The sequence below is a fragment of the Rhodococcus sp. LB1 genome (assembly GCF_001583455.1).
In the GTDB taxonomy this organism is placed as follows: Bacteria; Actinomycetota; Actinomycetes; order Mycobacteriales; family Mycobacteriaceae; genus Rhodococcus_F; species Rhodococcus_F opacus.
Genome location: NZ_LTCZ01000058.1, coordinates 15,868 through 31,890 on the forward strand (window position 1 = coordinate 15,868; position 16,023 = coordinate 31,890).

At 67.5% G+C, this 16,023-nt stretch carries 13 protein-coding genes; 2 read left to right on the plus strand and 11 right to left on the minus strand.

Annotated elements, in window-relative coordinates; genetic code table 11:
* Nucleotides 1-41: 41 nt before the first annotated feature.
* Genes AZG88_RS11255 through AZG88_RS11265 form a run of 3 tightly spaced genes read right to left on the minus strand, consistent with a single transcriptional unit; the run spans nt 42 to nt 4,098 of the window.
* Nucleotides 42-1,628, minus strand: coding sequence for a GMC oxidoreductase (locus AZG88_RS11255; RefSeq protein ID WP_061697723.1), 1,587 nt, complete (start codon nt 1,626-1,628; stop codon nt 42-44).
* A complete protein-coding gene (locus AZG88_RS11260) occupies nt 1,625-3,412 on the minus strand; it encodes a thiamine pyrophosphate-binding protein (RefSeq protein ID WP_061697726.1) in 1,788 nt (595 codons plus the stop codon). The genes AZG88_RS11255 and AZG88_RS11260 overlap by 4 nt, the downstream gene beginning before the upstream one ends.
* Nucleotides 3,413-3,432: 20 nt before the next feature.
* Nucleotides 3,433-4,098, minus strand: coding sequence for a ThuA domain-containing protein (locus AZG88_RS11265; RefSeq protein WP_005244749.1), 666 nt, complete (start codon nt 4,096-4,098; stop codon nt 3,433-3,435).
* A gap of 209 nt (nt 4,099-4,307) precedes the next feature.
* Here AZG88_RS11265 and AZG88_RS11270 point away from each other — a divergent pair, with 209 nt between their 5' ends.
* Together AZG88_RS11270 and AZG88_RS11275 are read left to right on the plus strand one after the other, a co-directional pair.
* Entirely contained in the window at nt 4,308-5,366 is a 1,059-nt protein-coding gene (locus tag AZG88_RS11270; protein ID WP_061697728.1) for a LacI family DNA-binding transcriptional regulator, read from the plus strand.
* A 46-nt stretch (nt 5,367-5,412) separates the two neighbouring features.
* On the plus strand, nt 5,413-6,297 hold the full coding sequence (locus AZG88_RS11275) for an LLM class flavin-dependent oxidoreductase (protein ID WP_061697730.1): 885 nt from the start codon (nt 5,413-5,415) through the stop codon (nt 6,295-6,297).
* 43 nt (nt 6,298-6,340) lie between these two features.
* On the opposite strand, the gene AZG88_RS11280 is transcribed toward AZG88_RS11275, so the two are convergent.
* The 8 genes from AZG88_RS11280 to AZG88_RS11315 form a co-directional block, all read right to left on the minus strand.
* Nucleotides 6,341-7,375 carry a proline racemase family protein gene (locus AZG88_RS11280; protein WP_005244742.1) on the minus strand — a complete coding sequence of 345 codons (1,035 nt, stop codon included), beginning with the start codon at nt 7,373-7,375 and terminating at the stop codon, nt 6,341-6,343.
* A 181-nt stretch (nt 7,376-7,556) separates the two neighbouring features.
* Nucleotides 7,557-8,453 (minus strand): dihydrodipicolinate synthase family protein, encoded by an 897-nt coding sequence (locus AZG88_RS11285; protein ID WP_061697733.1) that lies wholly within the window; start codon nt 8,451-8,453, stop codon nt 7,557-7,559.
* A gap of 180 nt (nt 8,454-8,633) precedes the next feature.
* The gene (locus AZG88_RS11290) at nt 8,634-9,974 is read right to left on the minus strand and encodes an MFS transporter (RefSeq protein WP_061697735.1); all 1,341 of its coding nucleotides are present in this window, start codon (nt 9,972-9,974) and stop codon (nt 8,634-8,636) included.
* A gap of 82 nt (nt 9,975-10,056) precedes the next feature.
* Nucleotides 10,057-11,391, minus strand: coding sequence for an NAD(P)/FAD-dependent oxidoreductase (locus tag AZG88_RS11295; RefSeq protein ID WP_061042351.1), 1,335 nt, complete (start codon nt 11,389-11,391; stop codon nt 10,057-10,059).
* Nucleotides 11,388-12,827, minus strand: a complete 1,440-nt coding sequence (locus AZG88_RS11300) for an NAD(P)/FAD-dependent oxidoreductase (protein ID WP_061042350.1) — start codon at nt 12,825-12,827, stop codon at nt 11,388-11,390. The genes AZG88_RS11295 and AZG88_RS11300 overlap by 4 nt, the downstream gene beginning before the upstream one ends.
* Nucleotides 12,820-14,253, minus strand: coding sequence for an FGGY family carbohydrate kinase (locus tag AZG88_RS11305; protein WP_061697738.1), 1,434 nt, complete (start codon nt 14,251-14,253; stop codon nt 12,820-12,822). Before AZG88_RS11305 ends, AZG88_RS11300 begins: the two co-directional genes overlap by 8 nt.
* Nucleotides 14,254-14,289: 36 nt before the next feature.
* Nucleotides 14,290-14,547: a hypothetical protein gene (locus AZG88_RS11310; RefSeq protein ID WP_005244733.1), complete on the minus strand. Its 258-nt coding sequence runs from the start codon at nt 14,545-14,547 to the stop codon at nt 14,290-14,292.
* Nucleotides 14,544-15,983 carry an aldehyde dehydrogenase family protein gene (locus AZG88_RS11315; RefSeq protein ID WP_061697740.1) on the minus strand — a complete coding sequence of 480 codons (1,440 nt, stop codon included), beginning with the start codon at nt 15,981-15,983 and terminating at the stop codon, nt 14,544-14,546. The genes AZG88_RS11310 and AZG88_RS11315 overlap by 4 nt, the downstream gene beginning before the upstream one ends.
* Nucleotides 15,984-16,023: the final 40 nt, after the last annotated feature.

The following is a 16,023-nucleotide window of genomic DNA, read 5'->3' on the forward strand; positions in this document are numbered from 1 at the left end:
GCCTCTGAGAACGAGGCCGGGCGAACCGTGATCGGATCACATCACACTGCGGCAGAAGCGATGTGGGGTGCCACGCGCAGCGCGTTGGCCGCGATGGTCAGCGCGGGGTTGAGCGCCGCCGACGACGAGAAGAACGATCCGTCCACGACCCACAGGTTGTCGACGTCGTGACTGCGGCAGTGGGGGTCGAGGACACTCGCCGCCGGATCGGTACCCGCGACCGCGGTTCCGCACATGTGCGAGTTCGTCGCGATCCCCATCCGCTCGGTGAGAATGATCGGATACCCCGCCTTGCGGACTGCCGTGGAGACGCGGCGAACCAGTTCACTGTGCGGCGCAGTGTTATTGGGTGTCCAGTCGACGATGATCCTGTCGCCGTCGATCCGGACCCGGTTGTTCCGCGCCGGCAGATCCTCGGTGGTGAGGTAGATGTCGAGGCTGCGATCCACCACCGCCTTCAGCGCCCACAGCGGAGCCCAGGGCCGTGCCCCCTTCACGTGCGCGGCCTGCAGTTTGCCGAGCATCTGCAGATTGCCGAGCGGGTACTCGTTGTTCGGGCCCGCGACGTACCAGTCGTTGATTCCCAGCGTCTTCTGCCACGCAGTCGTGTTCTTCTGGAACGGGTTGACGCCCATGAAGAACGTGCTGTTGTGCACCATGTAGTTCCGGCCCAGCAGCCCCGACGAGTTGCCGAGACCGTCCGGATTCCGCTCGTCGGCCGAGCGGAGCAGCAGTGCCGCGGTGTTGACCGCCCCTGCCGAGACCACGAACTGGTTGGCCGTGATCCGGATCGTGCGACCACGGAACTCGGCCTCCGCGGCGACGATTCGCGTGCCCTTCGCATCGGTGAGCAGACGCGTCACCTTCGCCTCGGTGAGCAGGCGCACCCGATCCGACTCGAGAGCCGGGCGCAGCGCGCGGTTCTCCGCTTCACTCTTGTGATCGGTCTGCGACGGGGTGCCGTCCGATGCCGTCGACTGCCGGCGATGCTCCTGCGTGGTCAGGTTCATGCCGTTCGGTGTGTGGAACGGATGCAGTCCCTGCTGGCGGAGGGAGGACGCGAATCGCTCGATCGTCGGCTCGTGCGGCAGCGGTGGCAACGGGTACGGAGACGACCGTGGTGGTTCCGTCGGATCCTCGCCGTCGATGCCGTGCACCTGGTAGAGGCGCTCCGCCTCGGCATAGAACGGTTCGAGATCGGCGTAGCTGAACGGCCACTTCGGTGAGATACCGTCGTAGTGCTGCGTCTCCTCGAAATCCGTGACGCGGAAGCGGGGGAGGCTGCCGCCGTAGAACTTGGTGTTGCCTCCCACCCAGTAGTACACGCCGGGCTGGAACGGCTCACCATTGCTGCCGTCGAACCACGGTTCCGCGGTCTTGTACCGGCCCTCGAGGAACATTTCCGCGGCCTGCGAGTTCTCCACCTCGCGGGGGAGGAATCGCCCGCGCTCGACGACCAGGACGTCGACGTCCCGATCGCGAAGCGCCCACGCCAGCGTCGAGCCGCCCATCCCGGATCCGACGACCACGACATCGGCGGTGACCGTGTCGGAGTCGCCCACATCGACCACCGCGCCCTCGCGCAGCGGTGAATACGCGTCGATCTGATCGTGTCCCGACGTTCTCACAGGTGCTGTTCCTTGGCTCGGGTCGCCCAGTACTCGTCCTGACGCTCATCCTCGATGTACGCGGGAACGGGGAAGTCCCACCAACCGGGGACCCACGGTCCCGCTGCATCGCGATCGGTCGGGATCTCGATCAGCGCAGGCGCTTTCGAGGCGAAGGCCTTCCGGTAGGTGCTCTCGAGGTCGGCCGGGTCGTCCACCCGGAACGATTCGAGGCCGAACGACTGGCCGAGCGCCTTGAAGTCGGGGCTGTACGGAGTGCCGTCGGGGCGATTGAACTCGGTGCCGATGTGCCGGCTGGTCTGCTTGCGCTGCCCACCGCGGATGGACATGAAGCCCGCGTTGTCCTGGACCACGAAGACCACCGGAATGTCGTGCTGCACGCAGACACCGATCTCCTGCGACGTCATGAGGAAGTCGCCGTCACCGAGCACACACGCGACCTGCCGGTCGGGGGCGGCGAGCTTGGCGCCGATCGCGGCGGGCACGGCCCAGCCCATGGACGAGAATCCGCCGGAGGTCAGGTGGGTGCGCGGGTGATACACCGGGAACGTCTGCTTCACGGCGCCCTGGGTGTTGCCGGAGCCGGCCACGATGATGCCGTCCCGTTCCATCACCGACCGCAGGCCGCCGAGGGGGCGTTGGGAGGTGAACGGGAAGCGGTCGGAATCGCGACGGCCGGCGAGCTTGGCCTCCCACTCCGCCTTCAACTGTTCGAGTTCGGCGAGGTATTCGGACCGGTCGGCGCTGCTGCGGGGGAGGGAGGCGACGATCGCGGCGACGGTCGGCTTGGCGTCGGCGACGATGCCGACCTCGGCCGGGTAGTTCTTGCCTATCTCGTGCGGATCGATGTCGATGTGGATGAGCTTGGCGGGCGGAATCGAGAACGTGACTCCCTGCGCGTAGCTGGAGGAGGACCAGTCGGTGAACCGGCATCCGATGGAGATCACCACGTCGGCGCGAGAGGCGACGGCGTTGCCCACGATCGTTCCGGTCTGGCCGACGCTGCCGGCGAACAGCGCGTGGTCCTCGGGGAACGCGCCCTTGCCGTTCCACGTGGTGACCACGGGGATCTGCCACGCCTCGGCGAGGGCGAGCACTTCGCCGGCCGAGTCGGAGGTGATGGCGCCGCCGCCGACGACGATCACCGGCCGGCGTGAGTCACGGAGCACGTCGACGGCCTTGTCGATCGCCAGCGGGTCGGGCTGCTGGAGGCCGACCGGCAGCCGTCGTGCGAGGTCGTGGAGGGAGACGTCGGCGGCCTCGGCCTGCACGTCCATCGGCACCTCGATGTGTGCGGGCCCCGGCCGACCGGTCAGCATGGTGCTGAACGCGCGGTGCATGATGAACGGCAGTTCCTCCACGCGGGTGGCGACCCAGCTGCGCTTCGACACTGCGTCGGTGACCTGCGGAAAGCCGTTGTCGGTGTGCCGCTCGAGTTCCTGGAGCAGGCCGCGCCCGCGCATGTGGGTGGGCGGCCCGCCGGTGATGCACAGCAGGCTCGTCGAGTCGCTGTACGCGGTCGCGAGGCCGAGCACGGTGTTCGCCGCGCCCGCCCCGATCGACGCCACCGCGGCCATCGGCTTACCGGACACCCGGTAGTACCCGTCCGCGAGGTGCGTGGCGCTCTGCTCGTGGTAGACCTGGATGAACGGGATCTCGGACCCCTTCTCCAGGAATGCATCGGTGAGCGACCAGATGCCGTGGCCCGGAATGCCGGTGACGTACTCGACGCCGTACTGCTTCAGGACCTGGGCGACCACCTGCCCGCCGGTCAATTTCGCCATGATCGTTTCTCCTTGCTGTGTCAGTTCGCTACGCGGGCGGCGTAGCGCAGTCCCTGCTTGGTCAGTCGGCGCACGTTCGGCTCCGACAGGTCGGCCGGTGTGTGGCCGATCGAGTGGTAGAAGACCCGGCCGGCGCCCCACTGGCGCACCCACGCCACCGGGCTGCGCAGTCCCTCCAGCCAGGGCAGGTGCTCGCCGCTGAACTCGGTCTCCGCGAGTACCCGGTTGTTCGGGTCGACGTGCATGTAGTACTGCTCGGACGCCACGGCGAAGTCCTCGACACCGGCGGTCACCTCGTGCTCGCGGTCGGTGATGCTCACCTTGTACGGCTGTGGGAAAGCCTCTCCCGCAGGATGTTCGACGAAGTCGCCGCCGAGGAGGAAGTGGTACTTCAGACTCGCCCGGAACGCGGCGGCGGCGCCGTGCCACGCCGCGACCCCGGTTCCTGCCGCGACGGCGTCGAGCAGGTTCTTCTCCTGCGAATCGCTCAGGTCTTCGGTGGTGAGCGCGTTGTTCCAGCCGAGCACGATCAGGTCGTATCCGGTCAGGTCGCGATCGAGGGTGAAAATGTCCTGCGACTCCTCGACCTGGTAGTTCAGCTCGGAAAACAGTTCGCGTGCCCATGCGGCGATGTCGTACGGATGGTGGCCGGGCCAGCCGCCGTAGAGGTAGAGGACCTTGGTCATGAGTGCTCCCATGGATGGTGAAACCGGAAATGGTGAAACGATTAACTTATGGTGGTGAATCGTATCACCGGCTGGAGCGCTGTCAATGGGTGATGTCGAGGGGAACGCGGAGAGCGTCCAGACGCGGACTAGGATCGGTCTTTGCCCATTGTGCGCTCCGGTGCGCAACGGCCGGGTGTGGCCGATGATCGCCGACGAGGGAGTACCACTTGGTCACGATGAAGGACGTCGCCCGAGCGGCCGGGGTATCGGTCGCCACCGTCTCCTACGCCTTCAGCAAATCGTCGAAGGTCTCTGCGACACAACGGGAACGCATCTATTCCGTCGCCGCGGAACTCGGCTACGCCGGCCCGAACATCGCCGGGAGCAGTCTGCGGTCGGGGCGGATCGGCGCGGTCGGCGTGATCGTGCCCGACTCCCCGGTGCAGGCGCTCGAGGATCCGTCCGTGACCCTGCTGATGAAGGGCATCGCGGAAGTCGGGAACTCGGCCGACATCGCCCTCACTCTGTTTCCGGCCTCGCGCGGTGGATCCCCGGATTCACCACCGAACTCGCTGGTTCTCCGTGGGCTCGTGGACGGCGTGGTCATCCACAACGTCCCCGACGGTCATCCTCTGGTCGAGGCGATCATCGCGCGCGGTATCCCGGCCGTCGTGGTCGATTCGCCGCGAAGCGCGGGACTACCGTTCGTGGCCATCGACGACCGGCACGGCGCCTACCTGCAGATGGATCACATCCTGAGCCTGGGTCATCGACGCATCGGGATCATCGTCGACAAGCTCGGCCAGGACACCGAATGCCGGATGGTCACGGCGGACGACGTCGATGCGGCGACCGAACGCAACGCGCGAGAGCGGCTTGCCGGTTATTTCGCCGCGGCCCGCGACCACCACCTCCCGGTGGAGGAACTGTCGATCGTCGTGGCGGGCAACATCGATCGCGCCGCCGGTGCCGAGGCCACCCGGATCCTGCTCGACGCCGCTCAGCCGACCGCCCTCGTGGCGACGTCCGACGTGCACGCGGTGGCGGCGTGGCAGGTGTTACGCGAGCGCGGACTCGCCGTGCCCGACGACATGTCCGTCATCGGGTTCGACGACGCACCCGTTGCAGAACTACTCGGTCTCAGCACAATTCATCAACCGATCGTCGAGAAGGGCCGCGCGGCCGCGACGATCCTGCTCGATCGACTGGGTGGCGGCACCCGCACACGATCGTTGATGAAGACGTCACTGGTCGTCCGCACCAGTACCGCGCCGCCGCGCGAATGATGGCGATGGCCCGCGCGGGCCGGGCGCCATCCCGCATGATGGATCGATGACGAGTGCGGTGCCGCGACTGGGCGTGACGTTCATCCCGACGATCGAACCCGAGCAGTTGAAGGACTTCGTGCGGGTGGCCGAGGACAGTGGCCTCGACGAGATCTGGTTGTGGGAAGACTGTTTCAAGGAGAGCGGCGTGGCTTCGGCCGCCGCCGCACTGGCATGGACGGAGCGAATCCACGTCGGTGTCGGGTTGATGCCCGTACCGTTGCGCAACGTCGCGCTCACCGCGATGGAGATCGCCACGCTCACCCGGTTGTTTCCCGGTCGAGTGATCGCGGGCGTCGGACACGGGGTGCAGAGGTGGATGGAGCAGGTGGGCGCGCGGGTGGCGTCACCGATGACGCTCCTCGAGGAGTATGCGGTGGCGCTCCGTGCCCTCTTGGACGGTGAATCGGTGAGCACGGACGGCCGGTATGTCCGGCTCGATCGTGTGAAACTCGACTGGCCTCCCACCGAACGGGTCCCGTTGATGCTCGGCGGCGAGGGGCCCAAGTCGATTCGCCTCGCGGCACGTCTGGGTGACGGTAACCTCGTCACCTCTGCGGTCGGTGACGACGACATCCGCAGGACCCGCGACCTGATCGTCGAGGAGATCGGCGACGAACGGGCGTCGTCGCATCGCATGGTCGTCCCGAAGATCGCCGCCACCGGCGAGGGAGCGCGACAACGGGTGGACGAGGAACTGGCGCGGTGGGAGAAGCCGGCCGACACGGGAATCGGGATCGCCGGCGACGCGACCACCATCGCCGAGGAGGTGCGAAGGCTCGCGCGCCTGGGCGCGACGTCGGTGGCCTTCGCACCGACCGAGGACGAACCGGACCTGCTGGGATTCGTCGAGTTCCTCGGCCGCGCCGTCAAGCCCCTGCTCCCCACGTGAGTGGCAAAGAGTGCCCGGGCACACTTTGCCACTCACGTGCGGGTCAGTGGCTGGTCGGCCAGGTGTCGGACAGGGTGTAGCCGGTCGGGAACGGGTCGGCGGGGTCGAGTCCGACCTGGCTGAGTTCGGTGATGTACGCCTGGCCGCTCACGCGGGGAACCACGGCGTCGTACGTTCCGACCTTCGTCAGTCTGTCGATCCGGCTCTCGAAGCGACTGCCGATCACCGATTCGTGCACGAACTTCTCCCCGACCTCGATGAGGCCCTTCGCCTTCAGCACCGCCAGTCGAGCGGACGTGCCGGTGCCGCACGGCGACCGGTCGAGCCGGCCGGGGGAGACCACCACGGCATTCCGGGCGGTCAGCACCCCGTCGGTGCGGGAGAGCGGGCCGACGAACTCGGTCTGGGTGATGCCGGCGAACTCGGGATTCGTGGGGTGCACGGCAGGGATCTGCTCGGCGGCGGCGGTCTTGAGCTTCTGCCCGAGGTCGCAGATCTCGCGCGCCTCGTCGGGCTGCAACTTCAATCCCAGCTGGTCGGCGTCGGCGAGCACGTAGGCCATTCCGCCCCACGCCACGTCGACGGTGAGGGTGCCGTAGCCGTCGAGTTCGAGCGGCACCCCGACCTCGTAGGCGAACGCGGGCTGGTTCTCGAACTCGACGCTCGTCACCTTGCCGTTCTCGCAGGTGCAGCGAATGCGGATGAGTCCGGCGGGTGCTTCCAGCACGATGTCGGTGATCGGTTCGACCATGGGAATCATGCCGGTCTCGAGCAGCGCGGTGGCGACACACATGGTGTTGCTGCCCGACATGGCCGGGTACTCCGTGGACTCGGCGATGACGTAGCCCATCTGGGCCTCGGGATCCGTCGCCGGGACGACGAAGTTGACGCACTGGGTCACCGAGCCCCGCGGCTCGTGGAGCAGAAGCTGCCGGAGGTCGTCGCGGTGCTCACGGAAGTGCTTCATCTTGTCGAAGACCGTGGCGCCGGGGACATCGCCGATTCCGCCGGTGACGACGTTGTTGATCTCGCCCCCGACGTGACACTTCACTACGTTGACTACTCGACTCCAGCGCACGATCTTCCTCCGTGTGTTCGTCTGCGTTGCGGTGGCCTGGTTCCACCCTGCCAGGGGTGAACTTCTCTTCGCCTGCCGGCGAGAGGCGAGGCCGGCAGCGGGGGTGACTGCTGCCGGCCTCTGCGCACGTGTCGGGGAAGGGTCACTCCGTGATGAACGCGCGCGGTCTTCTTGGTGGTGACTAGCGGGCGTAGGTGAGTCCGGTCTCGGCGATGAGCTTGGTGAGCTCTTCCTTCTTGTCCGCGGGCAGCTCGCCGTACGGTGCGCGGGGCACTCCGAGGTCCACGCCGACGGCCTGCGCGGCGGCCTTGGTGGCCACGGCGTAACCCTCCTTGCCGAGGAAGTCGAGGACGTTCCACAGCCGCTTGAAGATTTCGAGGGCCTCGGTGTACTTGCCGGCCTTGGCGAGTTCGTAGATCGCGACGCACTCCTTGGGCGCGAAGTTGGGCGCACCCCAGATGGAACCGGCGGCACCGGCGGAGAAGGCGGGCAGCACGATCGTGTCCCAGCCGACGAAGGTGTCGATGGCGTCGCCGAGGTTGAAGATGAGGTCGAAGGCCTGCTCGATCGATCCGGACGTGTCCTTGATGTACTTGACGGCGTCCGTGCGTTCCAGCAGTTCACGGTAGAACGGGCGGTCGAGGTTCATTCCCGTGACACCCGGCAGGTTGTACGCGATCACCGGGATGTTCGCCGCTTCGCCGACGGTGGCGAAGTACTCGATGACCTCGTGGCGCGTGGGGGCCTCGTAGAAGGGCTGCACCAGCAAGACGGCGTCGGCGCCCGAGTCGGCTGCGTGCCGGGATAGTTCGATGGCCTCCGCGGTGCGGGTGGAGCCGGTCTGCGGTGCGACGGGCACGCGGCCGGCGGCCTGGTCGATGACGACCGTGTTGACGAGCTTGCGCTCGTCGAGCGTGAGAGCTGCGAACTCTCCGGTGCTGCCGCCGGGGACCAGGCCGTGCAGTCCGTTCTCGATCAGGAAGTCGACGTGGTTGCGCAGTGCGCCCTCGTCGACGGAGCCGTCCTGGGCGAAGGGAGTGGAGACGGCGGCGAGGATGCCACCCAGCTTCTTGGTCATGTCGTGTCCTTGTTCGGTGGTGGTGGTCGATGCCCGTTGTGGGGTCCTCGACTGGTGAACTTCCGGGAACTGCTCTGGCCTTCGACAATTGTTAGATTGGCGATTGTCGACAAGAGAACGATCTCAAATCTAAGGTCGATCCGCGGTGGTGTCAAGGGATCAGCCGGGGTTCTTCGGCCGCTATTCACCCACGGTGACGGGATCGCGGTGGAGGGGCTCCGCCGCCACCCTCGCATCGACTTTCCGGCCTGCGGTTTCGTGCAGCGTCGCCGCCGCCACGATGGCCATCACGCCCGTCACGATCAGAATGACCGACGGTGACAACGGACTGCCGGTTGTGGCGATCAGATAGGTCGCCACATACGGTGCGGTGCCGCCGAAGACTGCGACCGAGATGTTGAATCCGATCGAGAATCCTGCGTACCGAACACGACTCGGGAAGATCTCCACCATCGCTGCGCCCGACGCGGACATGAACATGGCGAGGCAGATCCCCATCGCGGCGTGCGCGACGACGATTGCGGGGACATTCCCCGTCGCGAACACCATGAACGCGGGATAGACGATCAGCGTGCTCGAGACGGCGCCGAGGATGATCACGGGTTTGCGACCGTAGCGGTCGGAGAAGCGGGCGAACACGAAGATGGCGACCGCCGCCGAGCACAGGCAGGTGACCGTCGACGCGGAGGCCAGACCGAACGAGAATCCCACTTCCGACTGCAGATACGTCTCCATGTAGACGAAGATGAAGTAGAACGCCGCGGCCTGCAGCGCAATACACCCGACCACCTGCAGGATCTGCCGGCGACTGGTCGTGAGGGCGTCCTTGACCGGGGACTCGCTGACTTCGCCCGAGGCCTGGAGTCGTTCGAATTCCGCTGTGTCGCTCAGCTTCAGGCGAATGTAGAGCCCGACCAGTCCGAGCGGTCCCGCGATGAGGAAGGGGATGCGCCAGCCCCACTCGAACATCGCTGCCTCGCTCAGCGCGGCGTTGAGGCCGAGGATGAGGACCGAGGCCGCCGCGTTGGCGAGATAGCTGGAGCAGTGCCAGAAGCTGACGGTGCGCGCCCGTCGACCGCGTTTCGCGGATTCGACGAGGAACGTCGCCGCACCGCCGGGTTCGCCGCCGGCGGCGAAGCCCTGGATGATCCGCAGCGTCACGAGCAGGGCCGGGGCTGCGAGGCCGATGCTCGCGTATCCCGGCAGCAGGCCGACCGCGAACGTCGACAGCGACATCAGAATGATCACCGTCGCCAGGATCTTCTTGCGCCCGACCTTGTCTCCGAGTCGTCCGAAGACGAAGCCGCCGATCGGGTTCATCAGGAACGCGACCCCGAATGCGGCGAACGTCGCCAGCAGGCTCGTTGCCGGGTTCTCGGAGGGAAAGAAGATCTGGCCGAGCAGGACGGCGAGAAATCCGTATGCCGCGAAGTCGAACCAGGTGATGAAGTTTCCGATCGCGGCGGCCGTGATGGCCCGCCGCATCTCGGGACCGTGCAAACCGCCCTGTACTTCCGTCATGTGTCTTCCGATCGATCGAAGTTTACTGTCGACAATCTGTGTGCGGGGTAGTGCTGAACGAGAGTGCGTGTCGGGGGTGTGCTCAGTTGCAGCGGGAGGGAATGAATTCCCCGACCGCATTGGGCGTGGTACCCCGACGAGGTGCGTTGGCCAGTCCGACGGTCACGGGCCCCAGTGCCGGGTCGACGGCGTCCATGATCGACCACGGCACCCGGAAGACCCGTCCCGGTGAGGCGGCCCAGGGCAGCAGCGTGGTCGCGACGACGCGACCCCGCTGCGAGACAGTCACCTTCGGGAACCGGACCAGCTGATCGGTCCACAGCAGCAGGCGCTGTCGTGGTGGTGCCGGGTCACCCGCCCGGAGCACTCCGGGGGAAACCCAGCGGAACGGTGGGGCCGCGAGGATGCGCACGGCGACCGCACCCGGATCGATCGCTTCGCCGGCGTCGAGGAACGCGGCGACCCGGTCTGCGACGAACGTGCCGTCGAGGGCAGCGATGTCGGCGGTGTCGACCGGGTGCAGGACGTTGCCCGCGGCGAAGACACCCGGCCGGCTGGTGCGCAGAGCGGTGTCGACCAGCGGTCCCTTCGTTCCGGGGTCGATGGCGATACCCGCCGTGCGCGCGAGTTCGTGGTCCGGGATCCAGTCGCCGGTGAAGACGACCGTGTCGCATTCGACGATCTCGCGTGCGCCGGTGTCGAGATTCTCGATCTCTACCGCCTCCAGATTCCCGCGACCGATGATCCGCACGACGCGGGTGCGGGCGGCGATCGGGAGCCGGAACAGTGCCTTACCGGCAATGTTGAAGGCGGCGTAGGACTCCGGCGACGGATACTGCGTCGTCATGAGCACGGTCCTGCATCCGGCGTGCTTCAGCGTCATGACCGCGGACCAGCTCACCAGTTCGCCGCCGACGACCACCGCACGTGTTCCGACACGTCCGTGGTGCAGGTGCACGATGTTCTGCAGCTGTCCGGTGGTGTAGACCCCGGACGGTCTGTCGCCGGGAATCATGCGGGCCGGACGGGCACGCTCGCGGGCACCGGTGGCCAGGACGAGCGCCCTGGACTCGATGCGGAGGAGACCCGCGGGTGAGGTGACGTCGAGCGCGCCGTCGGGATGCACCGCCGTCACCATCGCATTCGGCATGATGTCGGCGCCCGCGGACGTCGCCTCCCGCACCAGGCGTTCGGCGTAGGCGGGGCCGCCGATGAACGTGTGCATGTCGCGGATGCCGTAGCCGGGGTGATCACAATGCCGCGGGATCCCACCGGCACGGCTTTCGCGGTCCAGGACGAGGGCCTGGCGCCCGTGGACCTTTCCGAGTTGCGTGGCCGCGGCCAACCCGGCGGGACCCGCGCCGACGATGGCGACATCGGCGGTCACCACGGTGCGTGAGGTGTCGGGCGCGCTCATCGGACGGCTTCCTTCCGGGTCTCGGTCGCTTCGGGCGAACCGGCGGGGCATCGGTGTGCCTCGACGAGCGAGCCGACCTCGGCGCCGCAGAAGAAGCCCTGGCACCGGCCGTTCATCGCCCGGGTGCGGCGACGGAGCCCTTCGAGTCCGGCCGGGGGGATCAGCGACTGGTACGCGTCGCGGATCTCACCCGCCGTGACGCGCTCGCAGAAGCAGACGACCCTGCCGTATTCACTGTCACGCGCGATGAGTTCGGCGTCCTGATACGGGCGCGTGAATGCTTCGCCGATGTTCGGCATCCGGGGTGGTGGTGGCAATTCGGTGCGTGCGCCGTCGAGAACGCCTGCCTTGGTGAGCAGTTCGCCGACGTACTCGGCCACCGCCATACCGGACGTCAGTCCGGTCGAGCGGATTCCGCCGACCAGGACGTAGCGCTGATCGTGGTCGACCTCGACGAGGTAGTCACCGTAGTCGGTGGCGGCACGGAGTCCGGCGTACGTGGCGGTGACCTCCTCCTCGAGCAGGCGGGGCATCAGCGTGCCGCCCTTGCCCAGCAGGAACTCGAAGCCGGCCTCCGACGTCGCCGTCGCGGAACGGTCGGTGAGGTCTTCCGCAGTGGGCCCGAGCATCACGTTGCCGTAGATCGTCGGGCTGACCAGAACACCCTTACCGCGCGATGTCGGGACGGGGAGCACAATTTTGTCGATCAACGGCCGCGCGAGCTTGTCGTAGACGAGCAGTTCGCCGCGCCGCGGGGTGACGTGGAATCGGTCGTAGCCGAATTCCTTGTCGATGTAGTCGGCTCCCAACCCGGCGGCGTTGATCACCCACCGCGCGCTGATGTCGCCGCTCGACGTGTGCAGGATCGTCCGCTCGGGCTGGACGGTCACGGACTCCGCACGGGTCCGCGTCCGCAGTGTCACCCCGCGGGCGACGGCGTCGGTGGCCAGCGCGAGGTTGGTGGTCCAGGTGCAGATGATCGACTCGTCGGGGACGGTGAGCCCGCCGAGCGCGCCGTCACCGAGCGCGGGCACGAGTCGGTAGACCTCGTCGGCGTCGATGATGTCGCAGTGGGTGTAGCCGTTGTCGGCTGCCTTGTCACGCAGGCCCGGCAGTGCGGCCAGTTCCTCGTCGTTCCATGCGACGAGGATGGCGCCCGACCGTTCGACGGGAATCCCGGTCTGCTGTGCGTATTCGGAGAGCAGCGTGTAGCCGCGGCTCACCATGCGGGATTCGAGCGTGCCCGGCTTCGCGTCGAATCCGGTGTGCAGGATCGCCGTGTTCGCCTTGCTCGTCCCGTCGCCCACGTCGTCCCGCGCCTCGACGAGTGCCACGGTGTGGTGGTATCCGGCCAGTTCCCGCGCGATCGCCGAGCCGACGATGCCCGCACCGAGCACGACGAAATCGTAGTCGGGGGGCGGAGGGGTGTCAGTCATCGCTTTTCTCCTGTGGCAGCGCCGCTCGTGCGGCCGTCCGCCAGTGGTGTCGGAATTCTGCCGCGCGGTCGACCGACCACCGCGGCTCGTAGGTGGTCGCCGGTTCCCAGTCGGCTACCGCGTCCTCCAGGGACAGGTCGGGGTTCAGTGACAATCTGGCACAGGCCGCCGCACCGAGAGCGGTGGCGTGGGGCGACGGATAGACGTCGAGGGGGATCTGGGTCAGATCGGCCGTGGCCTGCATGAGGCGGCGGGACCGAGTGAGCCCGCCGTCCACCCGCAGCCGGGTGAGGGGAGCGCCCAGGTCACCTTCGACGGCAGACACCAGCTCTGCCGTCTGCGCCGCCAGCCCCTCGAGGACGGCGGCCACCAACCGGGACCGGTCGGTGGACAACGTCATCCCGGAGAACGACGCCGTCGCGTCCGGCCGCCACCAGGGCGCGGCGAGACCGGCCAGCGCGGGCACGAAATATGTTCCACCGGAATCGTGCGCGGCCACACTGTCGAGGTCGCGCGCCGACTCGATCAAGCCGAGGTCCTGGATCCACCGGATGGCGGAGGCGGCGGTGTAGGCCTGGCCGTCGACGCAGTACGACTTCTTCCCGCGCACGTTCCACGCGACGCACGACGCCAACCCGGCGGCCGAGCGGACCGGGAGCGTGCCGGTGTTGGCCAGCAGGAACGCCCCGGTGCCGAACGTGCACTTGGCGGTCCCCGCATCGAAGCACCGCTCCGCCAGGAGAGCCGCCTGCTGATCGACGACGAGACCGCCCACGGCAGCGCCGGATCCGAAGACATCCGTGGTTCCCACGACGACGTCGTTGGCGACGATGGCAGGCATCCGCTCGGCGGAGAGCTCGAACAGATCGAGAAGCTGCGGATCCCACGCGACCGTGTCGAGGTCGGTGAGCAGCGAGCGGCTGGCGGTGGCGGAATCCGTGACGAACTCCCCGGTCAGGTAGTGCACGATCCACGTGTCCGTCGTGGTGACCACGCCCGATGCTGTGGCATTCTGCCGTAACCACTGCATCTTCGGCGCCGAGAAATACGGATCGAGCACGAGGCCCGTCCGCTGTTCGACCCACGACTTGGACTCGGACTTGTCGCGGCACAGCTGATCCGACCGGCGGTCCTGCCACACCACGGCCTGGCTGAGCGGGCGGCCGGTGTCCGGGTCCCACACCAGGACGGTCTCACCCTGGTTGGCAAGGGACACGGCGGACACGGGCACACCCGCTTTCGCGACCGCGCTCCGTCCCGCTTCGAGGACCGAGCCCAGCAGTTCCATCGGGTCCTGCTCCACGCCGCCCGCAGCGAGATATGCCGGACGGACCGCTGTTTCGGCGATCGCGAGGACGTCGCCGTCCTCGGAGACGACGACAGCCTTCGTGCCGGACGTGCCCTGGTCGATGGCAAGGACTGTCACGCGCGCTTCCTTTCGAATCGGATGGTTGGACCAGATCTAGTCGGTCCGAGTGCGAAAATCGAACTCGTATCTCGCGGTCGTGTCGTCGACCCGCCACACGTCGACGTTGCCGTCCCACAGCGTCACCAACCAGCACTCGCGCCCGCGCGACGGCACGACCATGGTGGCGTGCGCCCAGGGCGACGCCGTACCGCTGCGCAGGTCGATCCGCCGGATGGCTCGTCCGACCGCGTCTTCCGGCTCTGCCGGCTCCCACGTCCCCCACGCGGTGTCGTGGCGGCTCGGCGCCGTCACGCCAGGCTCACGATGACGTGCTTGAGCCGGGTGAATTCCTCGAGTCCGGCCGCGCCGCCCTCTTTGCCGTAGCCCGAGCCCTTGAAGCCGCCGAGCGGTCCTTCCGGGCCGACCGCCATGTGGTTGTTGACCCACACGACCCCGGACTCGATCGCGTTGACGTTCCGCAGCGCTCGGCCGATGTCGCGGGTCCAGACCGACGCGGCGAGTCCCTGCTCGACCGCATTGGCCTTCTCCAGGGCGTCCGCCTCGTCCGTGAACGTCTGGACCGTCGCCACCGGTCCGAAGATCTCTTCCTGCACCAGCTGATCGTCCTGTCGCAGACCGTCGATGAGGGTGGCCTCGTAGAAGTAGCCGGGACCGTCGACGATCCTGCCGCCGGTCACGACCCGTGCCTGGTCCGGCCTGCCGTCGACGAGCTCTGCCACGCGGGTGCGCTGGCCCTCCGAGATGAGAGGTCCGAGAACCGTCGAACTGTCGGCAGCATCACCGATCCGGGCCGCGCTCAGGCTTTCGGCGAGCGCCGCGACGAACGTGTCGTGGATGGTCTCGCTCACCAGCAGCCGGGTTGCCGACATGCACTCCTGGCCGGCGTTGAACAGGATGCCGTTGGTGATGATCGGGAGTGCGGCCTCGAGGTCGACGTCGTCGTAGACGACGACGGGAGCGTTCCCGCCCAGCTCGAGCACCAGCCGTTTGGGCGTGGCACCCGCAGCCTCGGCGATCCGCTGTCCGGCGGACGTCGAACCGGTGAAGGAGACGAGGTTGACGTCGGGGTGACGAACGAGAGCGTCCCCGACCACACTGCCCTTGCCGTGCACGACATTGAGGACACCCGCGGGCAGCAGCTGTTGCGCGAGCTCCGCGAACCGGGTGGTGGCCAGCGGGGTCAACTCGGCCGGCTTGACGACCACGGTGTTGCCGGCGACCAGTGCGGGGGCCAGCTTCCAGACCGCCTGCCAGAGAGGGAAATTCCACGGCGTGATTCCAAGGACGACGCCCAGGGGTTCGCGCCGGACGAAGCTGGTGTTGCCGGCGGTGAATTCGCCGGCGGCCTGCGTGGACAACGCCCGGCCCGCGCCGGCGAAGTGCCGGAACGCCGCGACGATGCCCGGAAGTTCGTCACCCTTCGCCGCCGTCGTCGGCTTGCCGGCGTCGAGGGTCTCGAGGTCGGCGAGTTCGTCCAGGTTCGCCTCGAGGAGGTTGGCGAGGTCGTGCAGAATCTGCGAGCGCTCGCCGGGTGTCTTCGCGGCCCAGGCGGGGAACGCTGCGCGGGCCGCATCGACGGCGCGATAGCCGTCCTCGACGGTCGATTCCTGGAGTTCGGCGACGACCTCGCCGGTGGACGGGTTGCGGACCTGTCGCATCTGCTCGGAGGATCCGGCCACGGCCTTGCCGTCGATGATGTTGGTGACGGAACGAAGCGTGGATGACATGAAGTTCCTTTCGAATGTGGGTCGGTTGTCAGGCAAGTGG

Coding starts and splice junctions, on each gene's coding strand:
- AZG88_RS11260 (WP_061697726.1), bottom strand. CDS start 3,412: ATGGCGAAATTGACCGGCGGGCAGGTGGTCGCCCAGGTCCTGAAGCAG.
- AZG88_RS11265 (WP_005244749.1), bottom strand. CDS start 4,098: ATGACCAAGGTCCTCTACCTCTACGGCGGCTGGCCCGGCCACCATCCG.
- AZG88_RS11275 (WP_061697730.1), top strand. CDS start 5,413: ATGACGAGTGCGGTGCCGCGACTGGGCGTGACGTTCATCCCGACGATC.
- AZG88_RS11285 (WP_061697733.1), bottom strand. CDS start 8,453: ATGACCAAGAAGCTGGGTGGCATCCTCGCCGCCGTCTCCACTCCCTTC.
- AZG88_RS11290 (WP_061697735.1), bottom strand. CDS start 9,974: ATGACGGAAGTACAGGGCGGTTTGCACGGTCCCGAGATGCGGCGGGCC.
- AZG88_RS11295 (WP_061042351.1), bottom strand. CDS start 11,391: ATGAGCGCGCCCGACACCTCACGCACCGTGGTGACCGCCGATGTCGCC.
- AZG88_RS11300 (WP_061042350.1), bottom strand. CDS start 12,827: ATGACTGACACCCCTCCGCCCCCCGACTACGATTTCGTCGTGCTCGGT.
- AZG88_RS11315 (WP_061697740.1), bottom strand. CDS start 15,983: ATGTCATCCACGCTTCGTTCCGTCACCAACATCATCGACGGCAAGGCC.